Origin of the sequence: Streptomyces sp. NBC_00258 (genome assembly GCF_036182465.1) — a bacterium.
GTDB lineage: Bacteria > Actinomycetota > Actinomycetes > Streptomycetales > Streptomycetaceae > Streptomyces.
The window spans coordinates 8244803-8268142 of the sequence record NZ_CP108081.1 but is presented as its reverse complement, the minus strand read 5'-3'; the positions used below and the strand labels follow the sequence as shown (position 1 = coordinate 8268142).

19 protein-coding genes and 1 pseudogene are annotated in these 23340 nt (G+C 69.6%); 13 read left to right on the top strand and 7 right to left on the bottom strand.

The genetic code is table 11. The features are described from left to right. The first annotated feature begins 32 nt into the window (after nt 1-32). Nucleotides 33-1187 carry a serine hydrolase domain-containing protein gene (locus OG718_RS36865; protein WP_328846243.1) on the top strand — a complete coding sequence of 385 codons (1155 nt, stop codon included), beginning with the start codon at nt 33-35 and terminating at the stop codon, nt 1185-1187. Between the two features lie 215 nt (nt 1188-1402). On the opposite strand, the gene OG718_RS36860 is transcribed toward OG718_RS36865, so the two are convergent. Continuing rightward, complete coding sequence (locus OG718_RS36860; protein WP_328846242.1) at nt 1403-1822, bottom strand: organic hydroperoxide resistance protein; 420 nt, start codon at nt 1820-1822, stop codon at nt 1403-1405. Nucleotides 1823-1928: 106 nt separating this feature from the next. Beyond that, entirely contained in the window at nt 1929-2951 is a 1023-nt protein-coding gene (locus tag OG718_RS36855; protein ID WP_186000971.1) for an NADP-dependent oxidoreductase, read from the bottom strand. A gap of 114 nt (nt 2952-3065) precedes the next feature. Between OG718_RS36855 and OG718_RS36850 the strand changes: the two genes are divergently transcribed. Continuing rightward, nucleotides 3066-3536 carry a MarR family winged helix-turn-helix transcriptional regulator gene (locus OG718_RS36850; RefSeq protein WP_143631691.1) on the top strand — a complete coding sequence of 157 codons (471 nt, stop codon included), beginning with the start codon at nt 3066-3068 and terminating at the stop codon, nt 3534-3536. A 211-nt stretch (nt 3537-3747) separates the two neighbouring features. On the opposite strand, the gene OG718_RS36845 is transcribed toward OG718_RS36850, so the two are convergent. Further along, complete coding sequence (locus OG718_RS36845) at nt 3748-4476, bottom strand: SCO2400 family protein (protein ID WP_328846241.1); 729 nt, start codon at nt 4474-4476, stop codon at nt 3748-3750. Nucleotides 4477-4731: 255 nt separating this feature from the next. On the opposite strand from OG718_RS36845, the gene OG718_RS36840 reads away from it, so the two are divergent. The 8 genes from OG718_RS36840 to OG718_RS36805 all read left to right on the top strand — a co-directional run bounded on the left by OG718_RS36840 (nt 4732) and on the right by OG718_RS36805 (nt 15183). After that, nucleotides 4732-5892 carry a mandelate racemase/muconate lactonizing enzyme family protein gene (locus OG718_RS36840; protein WP_143631699.1) on the top strand — a complete coding sequence of 387 codons (1161 nt, stop codon included), beginning with the start codon at nt 4732-4734 and terminating at the stop codon, nt 5890-5892. Between the two features lie 106 nt (nt 5893-5998). Continuing rightward, complete coding sequence (locus OG718_RS36835; RefSeq protein WP_143631702.1) at nt 5999-7009, top strand: zinc-dependent alcohol dehydrogenase; 1011 nt, start codon at nt 5999-6001, stop codon at nt 7007-7009. Nucleotides 7010-7147: 138 nt separating this feature from the next. Further along, nucleotides 7148-8116, top strand: a complete 969-nt coding sequence (locus tag OG718_RS36830) for a hypothetical protein (protein ID WP_328846240.1) — start codon at nt 7148-7150, stop codon at nt 8114-8116. 133 nt (nt 8117-8249) lie between these two features. Continuing rightward, a complete protein-coding gene (chvE, locus tag OG718_RS36825; RefSeq protein ID WP_186000973.1) occupies nt 8250-9359 on the top strand; it encodes a multiple monosaccharide ABC transporter substrate-binding protein in 1110 nt (369 codons plus the stop codon). Nucleotides 9360-9391: 32 nt separating this feature from the next. Next, the gene (gene mmsA, locus OG718_RS36820; protein ID WP_143631710.1) at nt 9392-10933 is read left to right on the top strand and encodes a multiple monosaccharide ABC transporter ATP-binding protein; all 1542 of its coding nucleotides are present in this window, start codon (nt 9392-9394) and stop codon (nt 10931-10933) included. Between the two features lie 5 nt (nt 10934-10938). Further along, nucleotides 10939-12183 carry a multiple monosaccharide ABC transporter permease gene (mmsB, locus tag OG718_RS36815; protein ID WP_055617378.1) on the top strand — a complete coding sequence of 415 codons (1245 nt, stop codon included), beginning with the start codon at nt 10939-10941 and terminating at the stop codon, nt 12181-12183. Continuing rightward, entirely contained in the window at nt 12089-13333 is a 1245-nt protein-coding gene (locus OG718_RS36810; RefSeq protein WP_443055205.1) for an aldose epimerase family protein, read from the top strand. The genes mmsB and OG718_RS36810 overlap by 95 nt, the downstream gene beginning before the upstream one ends. 128 nt (nt 13334-13461) lie before the next feature. Next, nucleotides 13462-15183, top strand: a complete 1722-nt coding sequence (locus OG718_RS36805; protein WP_328846238.1) for an aminotransferase class I/II-fold pyridoxal phosphate-dependent enzyme — start codon at nt 13462-13464, stop codon at nt 15181-15183. A gap of 288 nt (nt 15184-15471) precedes the next feature. On the opposite strand, the gene OG718_RS36800 is transcribed toward OG718_RS36805, so the two are convergent. Next, a complete protein-coding gene (locus OG718_RS36800) occupies nt 15472-16464 on the bottom strand; it encodes an arabinan endo-1,5-alpha-L-arabinosidase (RefSeq protein ID WP_143631719.1) in 993 nt (330 codons plus the stop codon). A gap of 249 nt (nt 16465-16713) precedes the next feature. Here OG718_RS36800 and OG718_RS36795 point away from each other — a divergent pair. Continuing rightward, nucleotides 16714-17467 (top strand): annotated as a pseudogene (locus OG718_RS36795) (intradiol ring-cleavage dioxygenase). A 69-nt stretch (nt 17468-17536) separates the two neighbouring features. Here OG718_RS36795 and OG718_RS36790 read toward each other — a convergent pair. After that, nucleotides 17537-17809 carry a hypothetical protein gene (locus tag OG718_RS36790; RefSeq protein WP_143631725.1) on the bottom strand — a complete coding sequence of 91 codons (273 nt, stop codon included), beginning with the start codon at nt 17807-17809 and terminating at the stop codon, nt 17537-17539. A 119-nt stretch (nt 17810-17928) separates the two neighbouring features. Between OG718_RS36790 and OG718_RS36785 the strand changes: the two genes are divergently transcribed. Together OG718_RS36785 and OG718_RS36780 are read left to right on the top strand one after the other, a co-directional pair. Next, the gene (locus OG718_RS36785) at nt 17929-18834 is read left to right on the top strand and encodes a LysR family transcriptional regulator (protein ID WP_143631729.1); all 906 of its coding nucleotides are present in this window, start codon (nt 17929-17931) and stop codon (nt 18832-18834) included. 70 nt (nt 18835-18904) lie between these two features. Continuing rightward, on the top strand, nt 18905-20425 hold the full coding sequence (locus tag OG718_RS36780; protein WP_328846237.1) for a helix-turn-helix domain-containing protein: 1521 nt from the start codon (nt 18905-18907) through the stop codon (nt 20423-20425). A gap of 177 nt (nt 20426-20602) precedes the next feature. Here the strand turns inward: OG718_RS36780 and OG718_RS36775 are convergent, their stop codons facing one another. Both OG718_RS36775 and arfA read right to left on the bottom strand, forming a co-directional pair. Further along, the gene (locus OG718_RS36775; protein WP_143631735.1) at nt 20603-21511 is read right to left on the bottom strand and encodes a sulfite exporter TauE/SafE family protein; all 909 of its coding nucleotides are present in this window, start codon (nt 21509-21511) and stop codon (nt 20603-20605) included. A gap of 214 nt (nt 21512-21725) precedes the next feature. Continuing rightward, nucleotides 21726-23240, bottom strand: coding sequence for an arabinosylfuranosidase ArfA (arfA, locus tag OG718_RS36770; RefSeq protein ID WP_328846236.1), 1515 nt, complete (start codon nt 23238-23240; stop codon nt 21726-21728). Between the last annotated feature and the right edge of the window lie 100 nt (nt 23241-23340).

The window sequence follows — 23340 nt, the reverse complement described above, 5'->3', positions numbered from 1 at the left end:
TCCCAGGAAACCGTGACACGAGGAGAGTACGGATGACACAGGAGATCCACGGCACCGTCGCCGAAGGCTTCGAGGCGGTGCGCGAGGAGTTCGCGTCCGTCGTCGCCGCCGAACGCCCGGACTACGCGGGCCAGTTGAGCGCGTACGTGCGGGGGCGGCGGGTCGTCGATCTCTGGACCGGCGAGGACACCGACGGCGACACGCTGTTCGGTGTCTTCTCGTCCACGAAGGGGGCGGCCCATCTGGTGGTCGCCCTGCTCGTGCAGGACGGCACGCTGGAGCTCGACCGGGAAGTGGCCCACTACTGGCCGGAGTTCGCCGCCGAGGGCAAGGGGGCGGTGACCCTGCGGGACCTCCTCGCGCACCGGGCGGGCGTGGTCGGGGCGGACGCGGGCTTCACGGTCGAGGAGCTGGCCGACGACCGGGTGGTCGCCGAACGCCTCGCCGCCCAGCGGCCGTTCTGGCGGCCGGGCTCTGCGTTCGGCTATCACGCGCTGGTGATCGGCGCGCTCACGGGCGAGGTCGTACGGCGTGCCACGGGCCGTACGCTCCAGGAGCTGTACGAGGAGCGGATCCGTGTGCCGTACGGGCTCGGGTTCCATCTGGGGCTGCCCGAGTCGGAGGAGCCCCGCTACCGCTCCGTCCTGCCGATGGCGCCCACCCCGCCGGAGCAGGCGCTGCTGGACGCCACCCCCAAGGGTCCGCACACCTTGGCGTCGATCGCGTTCAACGAGCACGTGCCGGGGGCCCTCCCGCTCGTGGACTTTCCCAACTCCCGTACCGTGCGCGCCCTGGGCTCGGCCTCGGCGGGCGGGGTCGCCTCCGCGCGCGGGCTCGCCGGGATGTACGCGGCGGCGATCAGCGAGGTCGACGGGCGGGGGCCGCTGCTGAAGCCGGACGCGATCGGGGAGGTGGGGCAGATCCACTCGGTCGGGTACGACCTGATCGCCCGCGCCCACAAGTCGTACGGCCTCGGGTTCCAGGCCACGGCGGACATGTGGCATCCGTTTCTGGGGGCCGGGGCGTTCGGGCACAGCGGGGCGGGGGGATCGCAGGCTTTTGCGGATCCGCGGAGTGGGCTCGCGTACGGGTACACGCGGCGGCGGATCGCCTTTCCCGGTGGGGCCGCGCCGGAGAATCAGCGGCTGGTTCGGGTGGTTCATGAGGGTGCGCTTGCGCTTGCCTAGGCGCAGGCGCCCCCTCATGAACCTGGGGTTGTGATGGGGCTGCGGGGCGGTGAGGGCTGGTCGCGCAGTTCCCCGCGCCCCTGAAAGACCGGTGGTCGGGGCCGGTTGTCGGGTGACCGTCCGCTTGGGTTGCTCGCGCAGTTCCCCGCGCCCCCAAAAAACCGGTGGCCAGGGCCGTTCGTCACGTGACCCTCAGTTGAAGAGAGACCGGTCGGTCAGGTCAGGGTGACCGTGATGTTGCCCGTGGTGGCCTTGGAGTACGGGCAGACCTGGTGGGCCTTTTCCAGGAGGGACCGGGCCTGGGTGGGGGTCAGGTTCGGGATCTCGGCGGAGATCTCGACGATGAGGCCGAAGCCGTCGGCGTTCTTGCCGATGCCGACCTTCGCGGTGACGGTCGAGCCGGAGATGTCGGCCTTCTCCTGGCGGGCGACGACGCCGAGGGCGCCCTGGAAGCAGGCGCTGTAGCCGGCGGCGAAGAGCTGCTCCGGGTTGGTGCCGGTGCCGCTGCCGCCCATTTCCTTGGGCGGGTTGACGACCACGTCGAGCGTGCCGTCATCGGTCGCGACGCGGCCGTCGCGACCGTTCTCGGCGGTGGCGACGGCGGTGTAGAGGACGTCGGTCTGCTGGATGGACATGCGGTGGCTTCCTCCTTGGTCCGCCACGACTCGCGCCCACGATTCGCGACAGTTTCGGAAAGAAGTTACCGCATGTCGGAAGTCCAGCAGAAGCCTGGATGCGGGGTCAGAGCTTGACGATCATCTTTCCGGTGTTCTCGCCGCGCAGGACGCCGAGGAATGCCTCCAGGTTGTTCTCGATGCCCTCAACGACCGTCTCGCGGTACTTGAGCTCGCCGGAAGCGACCCAGGGGCCGACCTCCTGGACGAACTGCGACTGCAGGTCGTAGTGGTCGCCGACGAGGAGGCCCTCGATACGGCCGCGGGTCGCGATGAGGCGGGCGAGGTTCTTCGGGCCGGGGGCGGGCTCCGTGTTGTTGTAGACGGAGATCATCCCGCAGATCGCGATACGGCCGTGCAGGTTGAGGGAGCCGATCGCGGCCTCCAGGTGGTCGCCGCCGACGTTGTCGAAGTAGACGTCGATGCCGTCGGGAGCTGCCTCCCTCAGCTGCTCGCTCACGGAGCCGTTCTTGTAGTTGAAGGCGGCGTCGAAGCCGTACTCCTCCACCAGGAGCTTGACCTTCTCGTCGGAGCCGGCTGAGCCGATGACGCGCGAGGCGCCCTTGAGCTTGGCGATCTGGCCGACCTGGCTGCCCACGGCTCCCGCCGCACCGGACACGAAGACCGTGTCGCCCTCCTTGAAGGAGGCGGTGCGCAGCAGGCCCGCGTACGCGGTGAGGCCCGTCATGCCGAGGACGCCGAGGTACGTGCTCAGGGGCGCGGCCTCGGGGTCGACCTTGACGGCGCTCTTGGCGTCGAACGTGGCGTGGTCGCGCCAGCCGAAGAAGTGCAGGACGCGGTCGCCGACCGCGATGCCCTCGGCGTTCGAGGCGATGACCTCGCCTACGGCGCCGCCCTGCATGACCTTGCCGAGCTCGAAGGGGGCCGTGTACGACTTCGCGGCGCTCATGCGGCCGCGCATGTACGGGTCCACGGACAGGTACTCGTTGCGCACCAGGACCTGGCCCGGGCCGGGCTGCTTCACCTCGGTCTCGACCAGGGCGAAGTCCTCGGGCTTCGGCCAGCCGACGGGGCGGCTGACGAGGTGCCATTCGCGGCTGACGGTGGGGAGCTCAGGGGTGTCGGTCATGGGGGGCGCCTTTCCGTGGGGCAGCGGCTCTAACGTCGCAAATACTTCAGTACCTGAAACAATCATGCGCCTGAATATTTCATGATGTCAAGTAACGGGGGTAGCCTGGAGTACATGTCCACGCAGAAGACTCCCCGGATCGACCCTCTGACACTCGAGGTCGTCGACCTGATCGGCACGGTGGTGGCTCGTTACCACGAGGAGTACGAGGAGGCGGCGGCGGAGCATGCGCTGACCGGGGCGCAGGCTCGGCTGCTCAGCCTGCTCTCGCTGGAGCCGTTGCCCATGCGGCGGCTGGCTCAGAAGCTGAAGTGCGAGCCGTCCAATGTGACCGGGATCGTGGATCGGCTGGAGGTGCGGGGGCTGGTCGAGCGGCGGCCCGATCCGGCGGACCGGCGGGTGAAGCTGGCCGCGGTGACGGAGGAGGGGCGGGGGGTTGCGCGGAGTCTGCGGGACTCCCTGCGGTTTGCCCGGGAGCCGCTTGCGGGGCTTTCCCGGGAGGAGCGGGTGTCTTTGCGGGGGTTGCTTCTGCGGATGCTCGACGGCTCCGGCTCCGCCGGGGTGGCTGGACCGGGCGGTTCGTAGGCCGCGGGCCGGTGGGGGCTTGTCGCGCAGTTCCCCGCGCCCCTGAAGGGGCACCTCAGGCCGAGCCGCGCCCTTTAGGGGCGCGGGGAACTGCGCGAGCAACCCACGACGACCGACAGCCGGGGAACCAGCCCAAAGCACCACCCCCAGGGGCGCGGGGAACTGCGCGAGCAAGCCAGGGCCGGCCTGCGCCCGACTAACCGGCCTTGAGCTACGAGCACCACCACAGGAAACGTGTGCACGTTTCCGTGGGGGTCGGGTCCGGGGTCGGGGCCTCCGTCGTGGGGGCCGGGTCCGGGGTGCTCGGGTTCGCGGGGGTGGTGTCGCCCGGGGTGGTCTGCCCCGGGGCGGGGGTCGAGGTTCTGGGGTCGGTCGAGCGGGACGGGTCGGCCGATTCCTTCTTGTCGCCCTCGTCCTCGTCCTTGCCCTTGTCCTTCTTGGACTTCTTCGACTCCGAGGCCGAGGGGGACGCAGACGCGTCCGGGGACCCCGCACCGGACCCGCCGGAGGAGCCGTCCTCGTCGGACGACGACGAACCGTCCGCGGAGGCCGAGGAACCGGACGACGCCTCGTCCGCCGCTGCCGCCTTCGGCTCGGAGGAGGGGGCCTCTATACCCAGCTCGGCCAGACTGAGCCCGCCCGCCGCGAGCAACAGCCCCGCACCCACGAGCAGCACCCGCTTGCGCCGCCGCCGGTGCAGCGCGGCCCGCCGGTCGCGCCGGCTCGCCCGGACCCCGCGGCCGCCCCGGCGCCGGGAACGGGACCGGCGTCCACCACCCGTCGGCTCGTCGCTCTCGGGGTCGTCGTCGAACTCGTCGACGGCGTCCTCGCGGTCCTCCAGGGAAGCCGCGTACTCCCGGCACGCTTCGGCCGATGTACCGCACCCCGGGCAAGCGAGGGCGCCATTGAGGTGCCGTTGGCACGGGTGGCAGTAGTCCATGACGCCGGAAGACTAAACTCCGCGCAGGTCACGTTCACAGTCACGGCTGTGAAAGTTCTGTGCTGAACTGCCCGTTCCGGTTGGGCCAGTTGAGGACAGGCCGGACCATTCGCCGCCTTCCAGTGCCATCGCGTCGAAACCGTTGTGCGTTCGACCCATTGACACTGCCGCCGCGGAATCCTTACTGTCTGGCCAGCATTTCGAACGTGTGACGAAATTTCGAACAGAGCCGTAGAGCCACAAGGGGCAATTTCCGTGCGCATCACCGGAATCAGCACACACGTGGTCGGGACGCCGTGGCGCAACCTGACCTATGTCCAGGTGCACACCGACGAGGGCATCACCGGAGTCGGTGAGACCCGCATGCTGGGGCACACCGACGCGCTGCTCGGCTATCTGCGGGAGGCGGAGGCCAACCACATTCTCGGTTCCGACCCCTTCGCTGTCGAGGACCTCGTGCGTCGCATGAAGTACGGCGACTACGGGCGGGCCGGCGAGATCGTGATGTCCGGCATCGCCGTGATCGAGATGGCGTGCTGGGACATCAAGGGCAAGGCCCTGGGCGTACCGGTGTGGCAGCTGCTGGGCGGCAAGGTCACCGACCGCGTGAAGGCGTACGCGAACGGCTGGTACACCACGGAGCGCACTCCGGAGGCCTACCACAAGGCCGCCCAGGAGGTCGTCGCGCGCGGGTACAAGGCGCTGAAGATCGACCCCTTCGGGACGGGGCACTTCGAGCTCGACCACGAGCAGTCGCTGTACGCGGTCTCGCTGATCGAGGCGGTCCGGGACGCGATCGGCCCCGAGGCCGAGCTGATGCTGGAGATGCACGGCCGCTTCTCGCCGGCCACGGCGATCCGCCTCGCGCGCGAGCTCGCGCCCTTCAAGCCCGCCTGGCTGGAGGAGCCGGTCCCGCCGGAGAACCTGAAGGCGCTGGAGAAGGTGGCGGCGAAGGTCGACATCCCGGTCGCGACCGGTGAGCGCATCCACGACCGCATCGAGTTCCGCGAGCTCTTCGAGAGCCAGGCCGTGGACATCATCCAGCCGGATGTCGGCCACATCGGCGGCATCTGGGAGACCCGCAAGCTGGCGGCGACCGCCGAGGCCCACTACGTACTCGTGGCGCCGCACAACGTGGGCGGCCCGGTCCTCACCGCCGCCTCGCTCCAAGTCGGCTTCACCTCGCCGAACTTCAAGATCCTGGAGCACTTCAACGACTTCGCGGACGCGGAGATCAAGAAGGTCGTGAAGGGTGCCCCGCAGGTCGTCGACGGCTACTTCGAGCTGTCGCACGAGCCGGGTCTCGGCGTCGAGCTGGACACCGACGCGGCGGCCGAGTTCCCGCAGCAGCAGGCCCGCTTCGACCTGTGGGCGGACGGCTGGGAGCAGCGCAAGCCGAAGGGCGGTGGCAAGTGACGGCGCCCGGCACCGCGGCGGGCCGAAGGGGTGGCCGCCACCCCTTCGAAGCCCCGGCACGACGCTCCGCCGTGGACTCGGCACGCCTCACCGGCACGGAGCAGTCATGAGCGCCGCGCAGGCCGTCGTGATCGAGGGCCCGGGCGAGCACCGGCTGGTCCCCCACGAGCCCGTGGCGCCCGCCTCGGGCCAAGCCCTCGTGCGGGTTCACGCGAGCGGTATCTGCGGCAGTGACCGCGAGGTGTACCAGGGCAACCGGCCCGAGGGGTACGTCCGCTATCCGCTGACGCCGGGCCACGAGTGGTCCGGCACGGTCGAGGCGGTCGGCCCCGGGGTCCCGGAGGGTCTGGTGGGCCGCAAGGTGGTCGGGGAGGGCTTCCGCAACTGCCAGGTCTGCGACCGCTGCCACGAGGGCGAGACAACGTTGTGCACGGCCGGCTACGAGGAGACGGGCTTCACCCAGCCCGGCGCCATGGCCACCACGCTCACGCTGCCCGCCAGGCTGCTGCACGTCCTGCCGGAGGACGCCGATCTGACGGCGGCCGCGCTCCTGGAGCCCGCGGCCTGCATCGCGGCGGCGGCGCTCAAGGCGAACGCGCGGCCGGGCGAGCGGGTGGCCGTCGTCGGCACCGGGACGCTCGGCATGTTCGCCGTGCAGTTCCTGAAGGCGGGCTCCCCCTCGGAGCTGCTCGTGGTCGGCACCCGCCCGGACCGCGAGGAGCTCTCGAAGACGTTCGGCGCGACCGATTTCCGTACCCGGGACCAGGAGCTGCCCGACGACTTCGACGTGGTGATCGAGACCGCCGGGTCGGCGACCGCCGCGACCACCGCCGCCTCGCTGCTGAGGCGCGGCGGCCGGCTCGTCCTCACCGGTATCCCGGCTCCGGGTGCCGAGGGACTCGACCCCACCGATCTCGTCGTACGGCAGCTGGAGGTGCACACCGTGTTCGGGGCGCCGCCGGAGGCCTGGGCGCACACGGTGCGGGTCTTCGGTGCCGGTCTCCTCGATCCCCTTCCGCTGGTCACGCACGAGCTGCCGCTGGACGAGTTCGCTCACGCCATCGAGCTGGTGGGGTCCGGCGACCCGAAGGTCGGCAAGGTGCTGCTGCGGCCTTAGGGCCCGCGGCACCGGCCCGCCCCCCGATCCGTACGCCGGTACGGAGACCTGACGCTCCGTACCGGCGTACATCCACCGCCACGAACCACGTCCGAGACATCGAACGCGAATCCCGCCAAAGCCAGCTAAGGACAGCTAGTGACCGACGCTTCTCCCAAGGCGGCCCGTCGACCCGGTGAGCAGGCGCTCGCCGCGCTCGGCCTGGGCGCGCCCGCCTTCTCCCCCGCCGACGCCTCACCGCACGCCTTCCCGGAGGGCGGCCGCTGGCGCACCGAGATCCCCTCGTGCGAGGGGCCGGAGGCGCTCGCCGTGGTCCTCAAGGAGTCCTCGCGGCTCGATGTGCCGATCCACCGGATCAGCCAGGGCAGCGGTGTCTGGATGCTGACCGACGCCGAGATCACCGAGATGGTCGAGGCCACCGAAGAGCGCGACATCGAGCTCTGCCTCTTCACGGGCCCGCGCGGCACGTGGGACATCGGCGGCTCGACCCGGACCGACTCGCGGGGCGGCGGGCTGCGCGCCCGTGGTCACGATGCGGTCGCAGGTTGTCTCGAAGACGCCATCCGTGCAACGGAGTTGGGCGTAAAGTGCCTCCTCGTGGCTGACGAAGGCGTGCTCTGGACCCTGCACCGGGCCCGGGTGACCGGGATCATCCCGGCGGACACGACGCTGAAGGTCTCGGCGCTGATAGGCCCGGTCAACCCGGCCGCGTACGCCGTGTACGAGCAACTGGGCGGGGACTCCATCAACGTGCCGAGCGATCTCACGCTCGACCACCTGACGGAGATCCGCCGGGTCAGTGCAGCCCCCATGGACATGTACATCGAGGCCCCTGACGATCTCGGCGGGTACGTGCGCATGTACGAGGTCGCCGAGCTGATCCGCCGCGGCGCCCCGCTGTACCTGAAGTTCGGCCTGTCCAAGGCTCCCGGGATCTACCCGTACGGCCACCACATGCGGGACGTGACGCTGTCCACGGCCCGGGAAAGGGTGCGGCGCGGCCGGCTCGCCCTGGACCTGCTCGCGCGGCACGGGGCGGACGGCGACATGGCGCCGCTCGGCTCCCGGCTTCCGGGCGCACTCCAACGGTTTGACATTCCCTCATAACGTTCCGAACACACCCCCTTCACAAAAGACGACGCGGCCGAACACAATCCCACACACCTCCTCTCGGTCGATCCTCGCTCCACCTGCTCGCAGCTCCAGACCGAGCCCCGTCAGAACATCAAGGAAGATGATCATGCGCAATCGCAAAGCAGCGCTTTCCGCCATAGCCGCGGCCGCCTCCCTGGCCCTCACCCTCTCCGCCTGCGGGCAGGACAGCGACGGCGGCAGTGAGGACACCAAGGGCGACGCCAAGGGCTCCACCGTCGGCATCGCGATGCCGACGAAGTCCTCCGAGCGGTGGATCGCCGACGGCGCCAACGTGGAGAAGAACCTCAAGGCCGCCGGCTACAAGACCAAGCTGGCCTACGGCGAGGACGACCCCGACACCCAGGTCTCGCAGATCGAGAACATGATCACGCAGGGCGTCTCCGCCCTGATCATCGCGGCGATCGACAACAAGTCGCTCGACAACGTTCTCCAGCAGGCCAAGGACGCCAAGATCCCGGTCATCTCCTACGACCGCCTGATCCTCAACTCGCCGAACGTCGACTACTACGCGTCGTTCGACAACGAGAAGGTCGGCGAGCTGCAGGGCACCCAGATCGTCGAGAAGCTCGGTCTGAAGGACGGCTCCAAGAAGGGCCCGTTCAACGTCGAGCTCTTCGCGGGTTCGAACGACGACAACAACACCCAGTACTTCTTCAACGGCGCGATGAAGGTCCTGCAGCCCTTCATCGACAAGAAGCAGCTGGTGGTCAAGTCGGGCCAGACGAAGCTGACCCAGGTCACCACGCTGCGCTGGGACGGCGGCACCGCCCAGAAGCGCATGGAGGAGCTCCTGACCGCGGCCTACCGGAAGGGCAAGGTCGACGCGGTGCTCTCGCCGTACGACGGCATCTCCATCGGCATCCTGTCGGCGCTGAAGTCGGACGACTACGGCAAGAGCAAGCCGATGCCGGTCGTCACCGGGCAGGACGCCGAGGTCGCCTCGCTGAAGTCGATCAAGGCGGGCGAGCAGACGGCGACCGTCTTCAAGGACACCCGTGAGCTCGCGAAGGTCGCCGCGAACATGGTCGACTCGGTGCTCAACGACAAGAAGCCCGAGATCAACGACACCAAGTCGTACAACAACGGCTCGAAGGTCGTGCCCGCGTACCTGCTGACCCCGGTGAGCGTCGACAAGACCAACTACCAGAAGGTCGTCATCGACTCCGGTTACGTCAAGGCCGACGCGGTCAACTAACCGCCACCCCCTAGGGATTGGAAGGCACGACCATGGCGGGACCCGTCCTGGAAATGCGCTCGATCGTCAAGACCTTTCCGGGCGTCAAGGCGCTCTCGGACGTCTCCCTGAGCGTCCGGCCGGGCGAGGTCCACGCCATCTGTGGTGAGAACGGCGCCGGAAAGTCGACCCTCATGAAGGTCCTCTCCGGCGTCCATCCGCACGGAACCTACGACGGGGACATCCTCTTCGAGGGCGAGTCCTGCCAGTTCAAGGACATCCGGGCGAGCGAGCAGCACGGCATTGTGATCATCCACCAGGAGCTCGCGCTGGTGCCGTACCTCTCCATCGCGGAGAACATCTTCCTCGGCAACGAGCACGCCACGCGCGGCTTCATCAGCTGGAGCGAGACGCTCAAGCACGCGACCGAACTGCTTCGGCGGGTCGGGCTGAGCGATCACCCGGAGACCCGGGTCGCCGACATCGGCGTGGGCAAGCAGCAGCTCGTCGAGATCGCGAAGGCGCTGTCGAAGAAGGTGAAGCTGCTGATCCTCGACGAGCCGACGGCGGCTCTGAACGACGAGGACAGCGGCAAGCTGCTGGAACTCATCCGGGGTCTGAAGGACCAGGGCATCACCTCGATCATCATCTCGCACAAGCTCAACGAGATCGAGGCGGTCGCCGACTCGGTGACGATCCTGCGCGACGGGCGGTCCATCGAGACCCTCGACGTGAAGGCCACGGAGACCACCGAGGACCGGATCATCAACGGCATGGTCGGGCGCGACCTCGACCACCGCTTCCCGGAGCGCACCCCGCACGACACGGAGGTGGGCGCGGCTCCGGCCCTGGAGATCCGCAACTGGACCGTCCACCACCCGATCGACCAGCAGCGCAAGGTCGTCGACGACGTGTCGATCCAGGTGCGCCGCGGGGAGATCGTCGGCATCGCCGGGCTCATGGGCGCCGGGCGCACCGAGCTCGCGATGAGCGTGTTCGGGCGCACCTACGGCCGGTACGCGAGCGGCACCGTCCTCAAGGACGGTACGGAGATCCGCACGAAGACCGTGCCCGAGGCGGTCAAGCACGGGATCGCGTACGTGACGGAGGACCGCAAGCACTACGGCCTCAACCTCATCGACACGATCAACCGCAACATCTCCCTCAGTGCCCTGGGGAAGGTGGCCAAGCGCGGTGTCGTGAACGAGCACGAGGAGCGGCAGGTCGCCGAGCGCTTCCGCAAGTCGATGAACATCAAGGCGCCGACGGTCTTCGAACCGGTGGGCAAGCTGTCGGGCGGCAACCAGCAGAAGGTCGTCCTCAGCAAGTGGATCTTCGCGGGTCCGGACGTGCTGATCCTGGACGAGCCGACCCGCGGGATCGACGTGGGCGCCAAGTTCGAGATCTACACGGTCATCGACAAACTGGCCGCCGAGGGCAAGGCGGTCGTCTTCATCTCCTCCGAGCTGCCCGAACTGCTCGGAATGTGCGACCGCATCTACACGATGGCCGCCGGACGGCTGACCGGTGAGGTCCCGCGGGCCGAGGCCACGCAGGAAGTGCTGATGCGCCAGATGACGAAGGACAAGAGGTAAGAGCGATGAGCACGAACGTGACCGCCAAGTCCCCCGCGCCGGCACCCGCCGGCAAGGGCGACTCGACCGGGGGCGACGGCCTGCTGCAGCTGATGATCGACGGTATGCGCCGCAACATGCGGCAGTACGGCATGCTGATCGCTCTCGGTCTGATCGTGGTGCTGTTCGCGGTGTGGACCGACGGCGACCTGCTGCTGCCGCGCAACGTCTCCAACCTGGTGCTGCAGAACAGCTACATCCTGATCCTCGCGATCGGCATGATGCTCGTCATCATCGCGGGCCACATCGACCTGTCGGTCGGCTCGCTCACCGCCTTCGTGGGCGCGGTGGCGGCCGTACTGATGGTCAACCACGACATCCCCTGGCCGTTGGCCGTGGTGATGTGCCTGCTCCTGGGCGCCGCCGCGGGGGCCGTGCAGGGGTTCTTCATCGCCTATCTCGGCATACCCTCGTTCATCGTCACCCTCGCGGGCATGCTGCTCTTCCGCGGTCTGACCGAGATCTTCCTGGAGGGCCAGACCATCGGCCCGTTCCCCAAGGGTCTGCAGGACGTCTCCAACGGCTTCCTTCCCGAGGTCGGCCCGGACACCAACTACCACAACCTCACGCTGCTGCTCGGCTTCGCCGTGATCGCGTTCGTGGTGCTGCAGGAGGTCCGTGACCGCAGGCGGCAGCAGGAGTTCGCGCTGGAGGTGCCGCCTGCCAAGCTCTTCCTGCTGAAGATCGTGGCCCTGGTCGCCGCCGTCCTCACGGTGACGATGATGCTCGCCAGCTACAAGGGCGCCCCGGTCGTCCTGATCATCCTCGGTGTCCTCGTCGTCGGCTTCGGCTATGTGATGCGCAACGCCGTCATCGGCCGCCACGTGTACGCGATCGGCGGCAACCTGCCCGCGGCGAAGCTGTCCGGCGTGCGGGACAAGAAGGTCACCTTCCTGGTCTTCCTCAACATGGGCATGCTGGCGGCGCTGGCCGGTCTGGTCTTCGCGGCCCGCTTCAACGCGGCCTCGCCCAAGGCCGGTGTGAACTTCGAACTCGAGGCGATCGCCGCGTCGTTCATCGGCGGAGCGTCGATGAGCGGCGGCGTGGGCACGGTCCTCGGCGCGATCATCGGTGGTGTCGTCCTCGGTGTCCTGAACAACGGCATGAACCTCGTCGGTGTCGGCAGCGACTGGCAGCAGGTCATCAAGGGCCTGGTGCTTCTCGCGGCGGTCGGCTTCGACGTGTGGAACAAGCGCAAGGTCGGTTCGTAACGTTGCCGGTGGGGCCCCGCGGGCGCACGCCCGTGGGGCCCCATTTCTCTGTGTACGGCGGCAGCAGCCAAGCTCTGGAAGACAGTTGGAAGACAGGACGACCGTGAAGGAACTTTTCGGAACGCTCGCCGACGGCACGAAGGTCCACCGCTGGTCCCTGGAGAACGGCGGCACCCGGCTGAAGGTCCTCTCGTACGGAGGAGTCGTCCAGTCCCTGGAACTCCCGGACCGCAGCGGCCGGTACGCGAACGTGTCGCTCGGTTTCGGGACGATCGAGGAGTACGAGACGTCCAGCCCGTACTTCGGCGCCGTCATCGGCCGGTACGGCAACCGCATCGCCGACGGCCGGTTCACCCTCGACGGCGAGGAACACCGACTCCCCGTCAACGACGGCGGGAACAACCTGCACGGCGGGCCCGAGGGCTTCGACAGACATGTGTGGGCCGTGGAGGAGTTCGCCTCCGGCTCCGACGTGGGCCTGGTCCTGCGCCGCACCAGCCCCGACGGCGAGATGGGCTACCCCGGCACGCTGACGACGAAGGTCACGTACACGCTCACCGGGAACGGCGACTGGCGCATCGACTACGAGGCCACCACCGACCGGGCCACGGTCGTCAACCTCACCAACCACGTGTACTGGAACCTCGCGGGCGCGGGCGGCGGCTCCGTGCACGACCACGAGCTGACGGTCGCCGCGTCCCGCTTCACACCGGTCGACGCGCGCCTCGTCCCCACCGGCGAGCTCGCCGAGGTCGCGGGCACTGCCTTCGACTTCCGTACGCCGAAGACGGTCGGCGAGGACCTCGGCCGGCCCGACCGACAGCTCGCGCACACCAAGGGCTTCGATCACAACCTGGTTCTCGACAAGGGGCTCACGGAACAGCCGGAGCACTTCGCGACCCTCCGCGAACCGGTCTCCGGCCGCGCCCTGAGGATCGCGACGACCGAGCCCGGTGTGCAGTTCTACTCCGGCAACTTCCTGGACGGCGCCCTCGTGGGCCCCGGCGGCCACGCATACGGTCCTGGCAGCGCGCTGTGCCTGGAGACCCAGCACTTTCCGGACTCGCCGAACCGCCCGGAGTTCCCGTCGACCGTGCTGCGGCCGGGCGGGACGTACCGCTCGACGACGGTCCACTCGTTCAACTTGTGATCCGTCTTCACAGCTGGTTCACAACTTCCACATCAATTCACAGTCGTTGAACAGAGACACACAGCCGCCCGTACTAAGGAGCGGCCCGCGTATCCCCGCTCGGGCCGCCCCTCAAGGACGGAGGGTCCATGGCCGACAATGTCACCTCGCTGTTCCGCACCGGCGCGCACAGCCCCTCGATGGCCGCGCTGGCACGCGAGAGCGGGGAGGCGGGTCCGGTGGACTTCTGCATCCCGTGCAATCCGTACTTTCCCTCGCCCAGGATGATGGACGAGCTGACCAACCGGCTGCGCGACATCATCACGTACTACCCGAGCAGCGCGGACACCATCACCGCCGAGCTGTGCAATCTGCTGCAACTTCCCCCGCAGTGCGTGGCAATGGGCAATGGATCCACCGAACTGATCACCTGGATCGACCACTTGCTGGTCCGGGAGTCGCTCGCCATCCCCGTCCCCACCTTCGGCCGCTGGACCGACCAGCCGCTGGAGACCGGCAAGCGCGTCGACATGTTCCCGCTCCAGGAGAGCAACGGCTTCGCGCTCGACCCGGCGCAGTACATCCAGTTCATCCGCTCCCGGGGCACCCGCGCGGCCGTCATCTGCAACCCGAACAACCCCGACGGCGGCTTCGTGCCCAAGCAGACGATCCTGGCGTTCTGCGACGCGCTCGCCGACCTCGACCTGATCGTCATCGACGAGTCGTTCCTGGAGTTCGCCGACGCGGAGAACGAGCCGAGCATCGTCGAGGAGGCGGTGATGCGCCCCAACGTCATCGTGCTGCGCAGCCTCGGCAAGAACTTCGGTCTGCACGGCGTGCGGTTCGGCTACATGGTGGCCAACCCGGGTCTGGCGGGCAAGATCCGCTCGATGCTGCCGAAGTGGAACCTGAACGCCTTCGCGGAGACCGTGGTCTTCATGCTCAAGGACTACGGGGCCGAGTACGTGGAGAGCCTGCACATGGTGCGCCGCGACCGGCTCGACATGGCCCGCCAGCTCTCCACACTGCCCGGCCTCACGGTCTACCCCTCGCAGGGCAACTTCCTCTTCGTGCGCCTCCCCGTGGGCGCCGAGGGCACCGTGGTCCGGGACCGCCTGCTCACCGAGCACCGGATCCTGGTCCGCGAGTGCGGCAACAAGATCGGCTCGTCCAGTCGCTTCCTGCGGCTCGTGGTGCGCCCCCAGACGGACGTGCGTCGCCTGGTGTCCGGCATGGAGTCGGTGCTCTACGGGACCAGGAGGGGAGCCGCCGTGCCCGAGCTGGGCACAGGGACCAGCTACAGCTCGGGTACGGCGGCGGTGGACCGGCTCGTCAGTTCGACCAGCGGGCAGGGCTATCCGGGGATCGCCGCCGCGGCCAACGGAATGGCGGGGCAGCCGCAGCCGCTCACGGCCGCCGCGAACGGAATGGTGGGGCAGCCTCAGCCGCTGACCGCTGCCGCGAACGGAATGGTGGGGCAGCCCCAGCCGCTGACCGCTGCCGCGAACGGAATGCTGGGGCAGCCCCAGCCGCTGACCGCCGCGGCCAACGGAATGGGCGGACAGGCCCAGCAGTTCACCGCCCCCGCCAACGGAATGGTCGGTCAGCCGCAGCAGTTCACCGCGGCGGCGAACGGGATACCCGGGCAGCCGCAGCCGCTCACGGCCGCCCAGACCCGGGGCACGACGGGCATGCCGGGAGGGCTGACCGCCGTGAACGCACAGGGTCAGCCGCAGGGGTTCCCGCAACCGCAGCCCCAGGCCATGCCGCAGCCGGTGCCCCAACCCGTGCCGCAGCAGGCCACCGGCTGGCCCAACACGCCGCCGAACGGCGCCGGTTGGCCGGCCGCCGCTGTCGACCGGGTCGGCTGACCACCGGACCGGTTGCCCGGGGGCCTCGCATCCCGCAACGGGGCCCTCGCCGGCCGGGAGGTCCAGGACCCTCCCGGCCCCGGCACAGGGGGGAACAGCGGGCCCGCGCTCGGAGGGGAGACGCGGGCCCGCACCCCTGACCCGTACCTTTCAGGGGCGCGGGGAACAGCGCGGTCTTTCGGCTTTCAGGGGCGCGGGGAAGGACGCAATCCTTTTAGGGGCGCGGGGAACTGCGCGACCAGCCCCCACCCACCCGCACCCGACGGACGGCCTCCCCGCGGAGCGCCATCAGTAGGCCACAGGCCACCCACTGCTCCAGTTCAGCAGGTTGATGCCGAGCTTGGGAGTGCCGTTGTCCTGACCGTCGTAGTAGTGGTAGACGATCAGGTCCCCGTCCGAGTCCGCCAGGATCGACTGACCGCCGGGACCGATGTACCGGCCGTGCGACTCCAGCACGGGCGTCCCGCCGTTGTTCGTCATCGCGACGCCGTTCTTGTCGTAGTACGGCCCGGTGACGCTGGAGGCCCGTCCGACCTTGACCTTGTACGTGGAGCCGGTGCCGGCGCAGCAGGTGTCGTACGAGGCGAACAGGTAGTAGTAGCCGCCCCGTTTGACGATCGACGGGGCCTCGACGGCCTTCGTGCCGGTCGGGCGGGAGGCGATCGAATAGCGCGTGGTGTTCGACGAGAGCTGCTTGCCGGTCGACGGGTTGATCTGGATCATCTTGAGCCCGGTCCACCAACTGCCGAAGGACAGCCACCACTTGCCGTCGTCGTCCACGAAGAGGTTCGGGTCGATGGCGTTGTAGTCGCTGGAGGTCGTGGAGGTGTAGACGGTCCCCTGGTCGCTCCAGGAGCCCGGCAGTCCGGTCGGCGAAGTCGCCAGCCCGATGGCCGACTTGTTCGAGCCGAAGGTCGAGACGGCGTAGTACATCAGGTACTTGCCGCCGCGGTACGAGATGTCGGGCGCCCACGCCTCGGTGGCGTACGACGACCACCAGCCCGGCTTGGTGCCGAAGGCGTCACCGCCGGCGCTGAAGGCGATCCGGTTGGCCGAGGTCTTGTGGGCGAGGCCGCCGCCGGTGGCGTACAGCAGGTACTGGCCCGACGAGGTGCGGATCATCGTCGGGTCGTGGACGACGGTCGAGCCGGTGACGGTGCCCGGGTTCGGGTACGCGGACGCGGTGCCCGGGACAAGTGCGAGCAGGATCGCCGCGGGGACGGCGAGCAGGGCTGTTCTGCGGGTCCTGCGGCGGCGGGTGCTGTGGGGGGTGCGGCTCACGGGGTCCTCCTGCACGTGGGGAGGGGCAGGGTTCGTTCGGGAAACCGAACGACGGTCATCACTTCGAACGGGAAAGTAGAATCGAACCCTTTGCGCGTCAACGGTTCGCGCAGCACCTCGGGCCACGGGAAACGTCGAAAATGTTTCGGCGTCCCGGGCGCCCCAGGTGTCTCACAAGCGACTTGACGCCTCGTCACTTTGCCGAACGCACAGCACCCCGACAGATTCCGTTTCTACGGTGCCATGCGCATGACAGACACATCGATCCGACGTCGAACCGTACTCATCGCCGGTGGCGCCACGGCGGCCACGCTGACCGTGGGCGCCACGGTCCCCGAAGGCCCCTCGGCCGCCGACCCCGCCTCCGCGGTCCCCGTGGCCGCCGCGGCCGTCTGCACCCTCACGAAGGAGATGACCGAAGGTCCCTACTACCTCGACGGACAGCTGGTCCGCGCCGATATCAGCGAGGACAAGACCGGTGTCCCGCTGAAACTCACGCTCACCGTCGTCGACGACGACACGTGCGCCCCGCTGGGCAACGCGCTCGTGGAGATCTGGCACTGCGACGCGCTCGGCGAGTACTCCGGGTTCGTCGGGGGCAACGGGCACGACGAGCCGGACAACGGGACGTTCCTGCGGGGCGGGGTACTGACCGGCTCCGACGGGGTCGCCCGGATCACCAGCGTCTATCCCGGCTGGTACCGGGGACGGTGCATCCACATCCACGTGAAGGTGCACACCGACGTCACGCTGACCTCCGACGGCTCCTTCGAGGGCGGTCAGGAGCTGCACACCGGGCAGCTGTTCTTCGACGAGGGCGTCACCGAGGACGTGGCGGAGGTGGCCGCGTACGCGGTCAACACTGTGCCCCGGACGACCCTCGCAGGATTCCATCTACGACGAGGGAGGCGCCGCCTCGGGCCTGCTGACCCTCGCCCCACTGGGCGGCTCGGCGGAGTCCGGCTACACGGGCACCCTGACGCTGGGCGTCGAAACGGGCTGAGTGCCGTGTGCCGCCTGCGGGCCGGTGGGGGGCGGGCCGCGCCCTTCAGGAGCGCGGGGAACTGCGCGATCAGCCCCCACCGGCCCCCAGGTCACACCCCACCCCACCGGAGGTGAACCGGTCCGCCGGCTGCCGTGCGGCGGGCCGGCTGCGGGAGACGATGTTCATGCCGCGGGCGTCCACGACCCGCATCTGGAGCGAGCCGCATCCGCAGCGGGTCCACACGGTGTGGCCGGCCGCGGTGCCGTGCCGGGACACCACCTGGAAGGGCTCGGCACGGTCGGGCCAACCGCAGTACGGGCACGCGTCGCCGTCGGGCCTGCCGTGGGCTGTGCTGGTCATCTGTCTGCAACTCCTTGTGCGGGTGGTCGGGTGGACCGTCGCGACACCTCCAGCGTGTATCGGGACCTTCGTGTACGTCCAGGTTGACTTTCTGGACCTCACCTTGAAGCGTGGGCTTCATGATTGATCTGCGTCGGCTACACGTACTGCGGGCCGTCGAGCACTACGGCACGGTGACCGCCGCCGCCCGCGCCCTGCACCTCACGACGTCCGCCGCCTCGCAGCAGGTCCGCCAGCTCGCGCGTGAGCTGGGGGTCGATCTGCTGGAGCCCCAGGGCCGCGGCGTACGGCTCACACAGGCCGCGCGGAGTCTGATCATCCACGCCGACGCGATCCAGGCCCGCTGGGAACGGGCCGAACTGGATCTGCGGGCCGACCACGGCGATCCGGCCGGACTGCTGCGGGTGAGCGGCTTCCCGATGGCGATCTCGGTGCTGCTCGCGCCCATGGCGGCCCGGCTGCGGGAACGCCACCCCCGGCTCTCCGTACGGATCCAGGAGGCGGAGGTCCCGTCGAGCTTCGACCTGCTCTTCGAGGGCGAGACCGATCTCGCGGTCGTCGAGGCGACCCCGCGCAACCCGCCGCTCGGCGACGCCCGGTTCGACCAGCAGCCGCTCCTGGACGACCCGTTCGACCTGGTCGTGCCCGACCGTCACCGGCTGGCGGGGCTGCGCCGGGTCGACCTCGCGGAGGCGGCGCGCGAGGACTGGATCGCGCCGGTCCAGGACAGCCCCTGCCGCCCGCACGTGCTGTCCGCGTGCGGCGCCGCCGGCTTCACCCCCGACGTCGTCCACCAGGCGATGGACTGGAACGTTATGGCCCACCTCGTCGCCCACGGCCTCGGCGTCGCCCTCATCCCCCGGCTCGCCCATCTGACCCCGCACCTGCCGATCACCCGCGTCCGGTGCACCGGCGACCCGCACCGCAAACTCCTCACTTGCACCCGTGCCGGCGGCCACGAACGCCCGGCTGTCGCGGCGGCGTTGGGCGAGCTGCGGTCCCTCGCACCGACGGCGGTGGCCTGACGTCGACAGGAACAGCCTTTATGGTTCCGAACTGGAGGGTCGTCGCGGTAGCGGGAAGGTGAGTTGAGCGGTGGAGGCGCTGGGGCAGGCGGAGAGTCTCGACGAACTGCTGCGGCTCGTCCGGCGGCACGGGAGCCCCGCTGAAGTGCTGAGGTGGCTCGGGCGCCGGATCGGGGCCGACGTCGCGTGGATCGGGCGCCAGGGCGCGGTCGAGACGGCGACGGCGGGGTTCCCCCGGCAGGTCGCCGACGAACTGCGTGACCAGGTGGCACGCCTGACCCACGGGCGGCTGGCCGCGGCCACGACGCAGGCCGGCGCGCTGGAGGTGCATCTGGAGGCCTTCGGCGCGGGCGAGCCGCGTCCGGTGCTGGTGACGGTCAGCGCTTCGCCGCTGCCCCGGGAGGCCGTGCTGCTGGCGTCGCAGGCCGGTGGCCTCGTAGAGCTGCTGCGGCGGGCGTCGGAGGGCGACGCCGGCTCACGCGGGTACGAGGCGAAGGCGGCGCAGCTGCGGTTCGCGGTCCTGACCGCCCTGCTGGCCGGGGACGTCACCATGGCACGGCGGATGACCACGGGTGACGTACCGCCGCTGCTGAACGCGGAGCGCGTACGGGTCCATCTCCTGCACTGCCCGCCCGCCGACCGTGACCGGCTGGCCAGGACCTACCAGGACTCGTCGGGCTACCACGGCCCGGGTCTGATGGTGAACTGCCCGGTGTTCAAGGAGCAGCTGATCTGCCCCGTCGCCGAGGACCCGGAACTCGGCGGGCGTTTCCAGCAGGGTGAGGTGCTGCGCCGGCTGGTCAGGGAGAACCCCGGGTACGCGCTGGGCGTCAGCGGGCCCCACCCGCTGGCCGCGACGGCCGAGGCCTACGGCGAGGCCGTGCACGCCCTCGCCGTCGCCCGCAACTCCCCCGACCGGCTGGCCGCCTACCGGGGACGGCCCTCGCTGGTGCACGTACTGCCCCGCCGGGCGGCCCTCGCCTGGGCGCGCGCCTACCTGGAGCCGCTGCACTCCGCCCCCAAGCCCACCGTGGACGTCATCCGCCTGGCCGTGACGTTCACCCGGTCCGGCGTGGCCCGTCTGCTGCACCTCAGCCGCACCACCGTCACGGCCCACTGCCGCCGGGCGGAGGAGGCCCTGGGCATCGACCTGGGCGAGGTACGCACCCGCGCCACGCTCGATCTGGCCCTGTCCCTCAGCCCTCTGCAGGCCGATCCCACCGAGACGGTCCAGCCGGTCGCGCCACCGCTCGGCGAACTCCTGCGCACCGCCCCCGCCACCGCGTGGGCGGAACCCTTTCTCCGCCCCCTCCACGACACCCGGCACCGCGATCTGTACCGCACCGTGGAGGCCTGGATCGACGCCAACACGGACGCCCAGCGGACGGCCGCGCAGGTGGGTCTGAGCCGCAACACGGTCCGCGCCCATCTGCGTGCCGCCGAACGCCTCCTCAACCGCGACCTGCTGACCACCGGTTCCGGTATCCACGACCTCGTCCACGCCCTGCGTGTCACGACTGCGCACCGTGCACACCCCACGGACGAATCTGGCCACCGTGCACGGTGGTCCCCGAAGCACGCCGCCTCTTAACGTGCTCACTGGAGGGGCAGTCGGCACCGACGCCCCAGCCATCCGGTGCAGCGGCGAATGGTCCACGGGGGAGACCATTCGCCGCGCCCCGAAGAGGGCGCGGTGCGCCCTCAGGGGCGCGGGGAACTGCGCGACCAGCCCCCACGCACCCGCACTCGACGAACAACCCGAGGCCTCCTACACGGCAACGGCACGCCGCTCCCCCGCATCCCCCTCCAGCACCTTCTCCCTCCGATGCGCCCGGATCGAGTACGTCAGCGCCGCAGCCCACACCACATAGACCAAGCCATAAACGACCCCACTGACCACCCCCGACGCCGCGACCCAGTCGCTCCTCAGCAACGTACGGACGTTGGTGACGACGATGACGCCACCCACCGCGGACCCCAACACCCGCGGCGGCAGCAACCGCACCAGCCACGCCGCCACCGGCGCGGCGACCATCCCGCCGAGCAGAAACGCGGCGACCCACCCCCAGTTCAGTCCCTGGGAGCCGAGCGAGAAGAGAAAGCCGAGACTCGCGGCCACGGCCACGAGGAACTCGCTCGTGTCGATGGACCCGATCACCTTGCGGGGCTCCATCCGGCCCCCGGCCAGCAACGCCGGCGTACCGACCGGCCCCCAGCCGCCTCCCCCGGTCGCGTCCAGGAACCCGGCGACCAGGCCGAGCGGCGACAGGAACCGTTTGCGCAGCGGCTTGCCGAGGTTCCCCTTGGGCAGGCCGCGGAACGTGAACCGGGACAGGACATACAGCCCGAGCCCCAGCAGGATCAGCGACATCACGGGCTCGGCGGTCCCGGTGGACAGACCGGACAGCACGGTCGCACCGAGGAAGGCCCCGACCGCCCCCGGGACGCCGATCCTGGCGACGACCTTCCAGTCCACGTTCCCGAACCGCCAGTGGGAGGCGCCGGACATCAGCGTCGTACCGATCTCGGCCAGGTGGACGGTGGCCGAGGCGGCGGCCGGGTTGGTGCCCATGGAGAGCAGCAGGGTGGTCGAGGTCACGCCGTAGGCCATGCCGAGGCTGCCGTCCACCAGCTGGGCACCGAGGCCCGCCAGGGCGAGCAGTACCAGCGTGCGCATCGTGTCCGTCCCGTCTTGTCGCGATGTCCCTCGAAAGGTGGAAGGGACGCACGGGACGGTAGGTGCCGAAGCTGAGGATTGTCTGAGCGGGAGATGAGCACACCGCACAGACACCCTCACGGGCCCCACATACGGGTGCCCCGGCCGGAGGGGACCGGGGCACCACAAACCGTCGGACGAACGGCCGTCGGGCGGACAGCCGTCGGACCAGCCGTCAGGCCAGCCGGATCACGTTCCAGGACAGCGGCTCGAGGACGGCACCCAGGGTGCCGTCCCGAAGGGTCGTCCCCTGCGCCGCGCGCGGCGCGACGCGGTCCGGCTCGGCGAGCGTGTTGCGGGCGTCCGGATCGGCGTCCGCGAGCACGCTGTGCTCGACGACCGAGGTCAGCTCCAGCCCGTTCAGGGCGACTTCGAGCGGCAGCGCCTCCGTCCGGCTGCGGTTGACCGCGAAGACGGTGACCGAGCCGTCCGCCGCGCGCACGGCGGTGGCGTGCAGCAGGTCGGTCTCCCCGTACTTCTTCGTCTCGTACGTGGGCGAGTCGACCCGTACGTCGAGGACCTCCCCGCGCCCGTACCGCGAGGCCTGCGCGAACGGGAAGAACGTCGTCTGCCGCCAGGCCGGGCCGCCCGGCTCGGTCATGATCGGCGCGATGACGTTGACGAGCTGGGCGAGGCAGGCGACGGTCACCCGGTCGGCGTGCCGCAGCAGCGCGATGAGGAGCGAGCCGAAGACGACCGCGTCCATGACGCTGTAGTTGTCCTCCAGCAGGCGGGGCGCCTCCGGCCAGTCCCGCTCGGCGGAGTTCTCGATCTCGTGCCACCGCGACATGTACCAGACGTTCCACTCGTCGAAGGAGAGGTTGATCTTCTTCTTCGACTTGAGCTTCGCGCCGATGTGGTCGCAGGTGGCGACGACGTTCTCGATGAACGACTCCATGTCCATGGCGGAGGCCAGGAAGGAGTCGACGTCGCCGTCCTGGGGCTCGTAGTAGGCGTGCAGGGAGACGTAGTCGACGAGGTCGTACGTCTCCGCCAGAACCGTCGCCTCCCACGCGGCGAAGGTCGGCATGGACTGGTTGGAGGAGCCGCAGGCGACCAGTTCGACGGAGGGGTCGATCTGCCGCATCGCGCTGGCGGTCTCGGCCGCGACCCGTCCGTACTCCTCGGCCGTCTTGTGGCCGGTCTGCCAGGGGCCGTCCATCTCGTTCCCGAGGCACCACATCTTGATGCCGAACGGGTCCTTGTCGCCGTGGGCGATCCGCTGCTCGGACAGGGCGGTGCCGGCCGGGTGGTTGGCGTACTCCTGGAGTTCCAGGGCCTCCGCCACTCCCCTGGTCCCGAGGTTGACCGCCATCATCGGCTCCGCCTGCGGGCCGATCTTCTTGAGGAAGGCGATGTACTCGGAGAGCCCGAAGCGGTTGGACTCCGTCGACCGCCAGGCGAGGTCCAGCCGGCGGGGGCGTTCCTCGGCCGGGCCGACCGAGTCCTCCCACTTGTAGCCGGAGACGAAGTTGCCCCCGGGGTAGCGGATGGCGGTGACGCCGAGTTCACGGACCAGCTCCAGTACGTCCGTACGCAGGCCCGCTTCGTCGGCCTTGGGGTGGCCTGGCTCGAAGATGCCGGTGTAGACGCAGCGGCCGAGGTGTTCCACGAACGAGCCGAAGAGACGGGGGTTGACTTCGCCGATGGTGAAGGCGGGGTCGAGGGTGAAGCGGGCCTTGTCCTGCATGGTTTCCTTGTTCGCCTTTCGGGTGGGTGGTTGTGGTTCGTTGGCGGGTGCGGGTTCGTCGTGGCTTGTCGCGCGGTTCCTCGCGCCCCTGAAAAGCGAC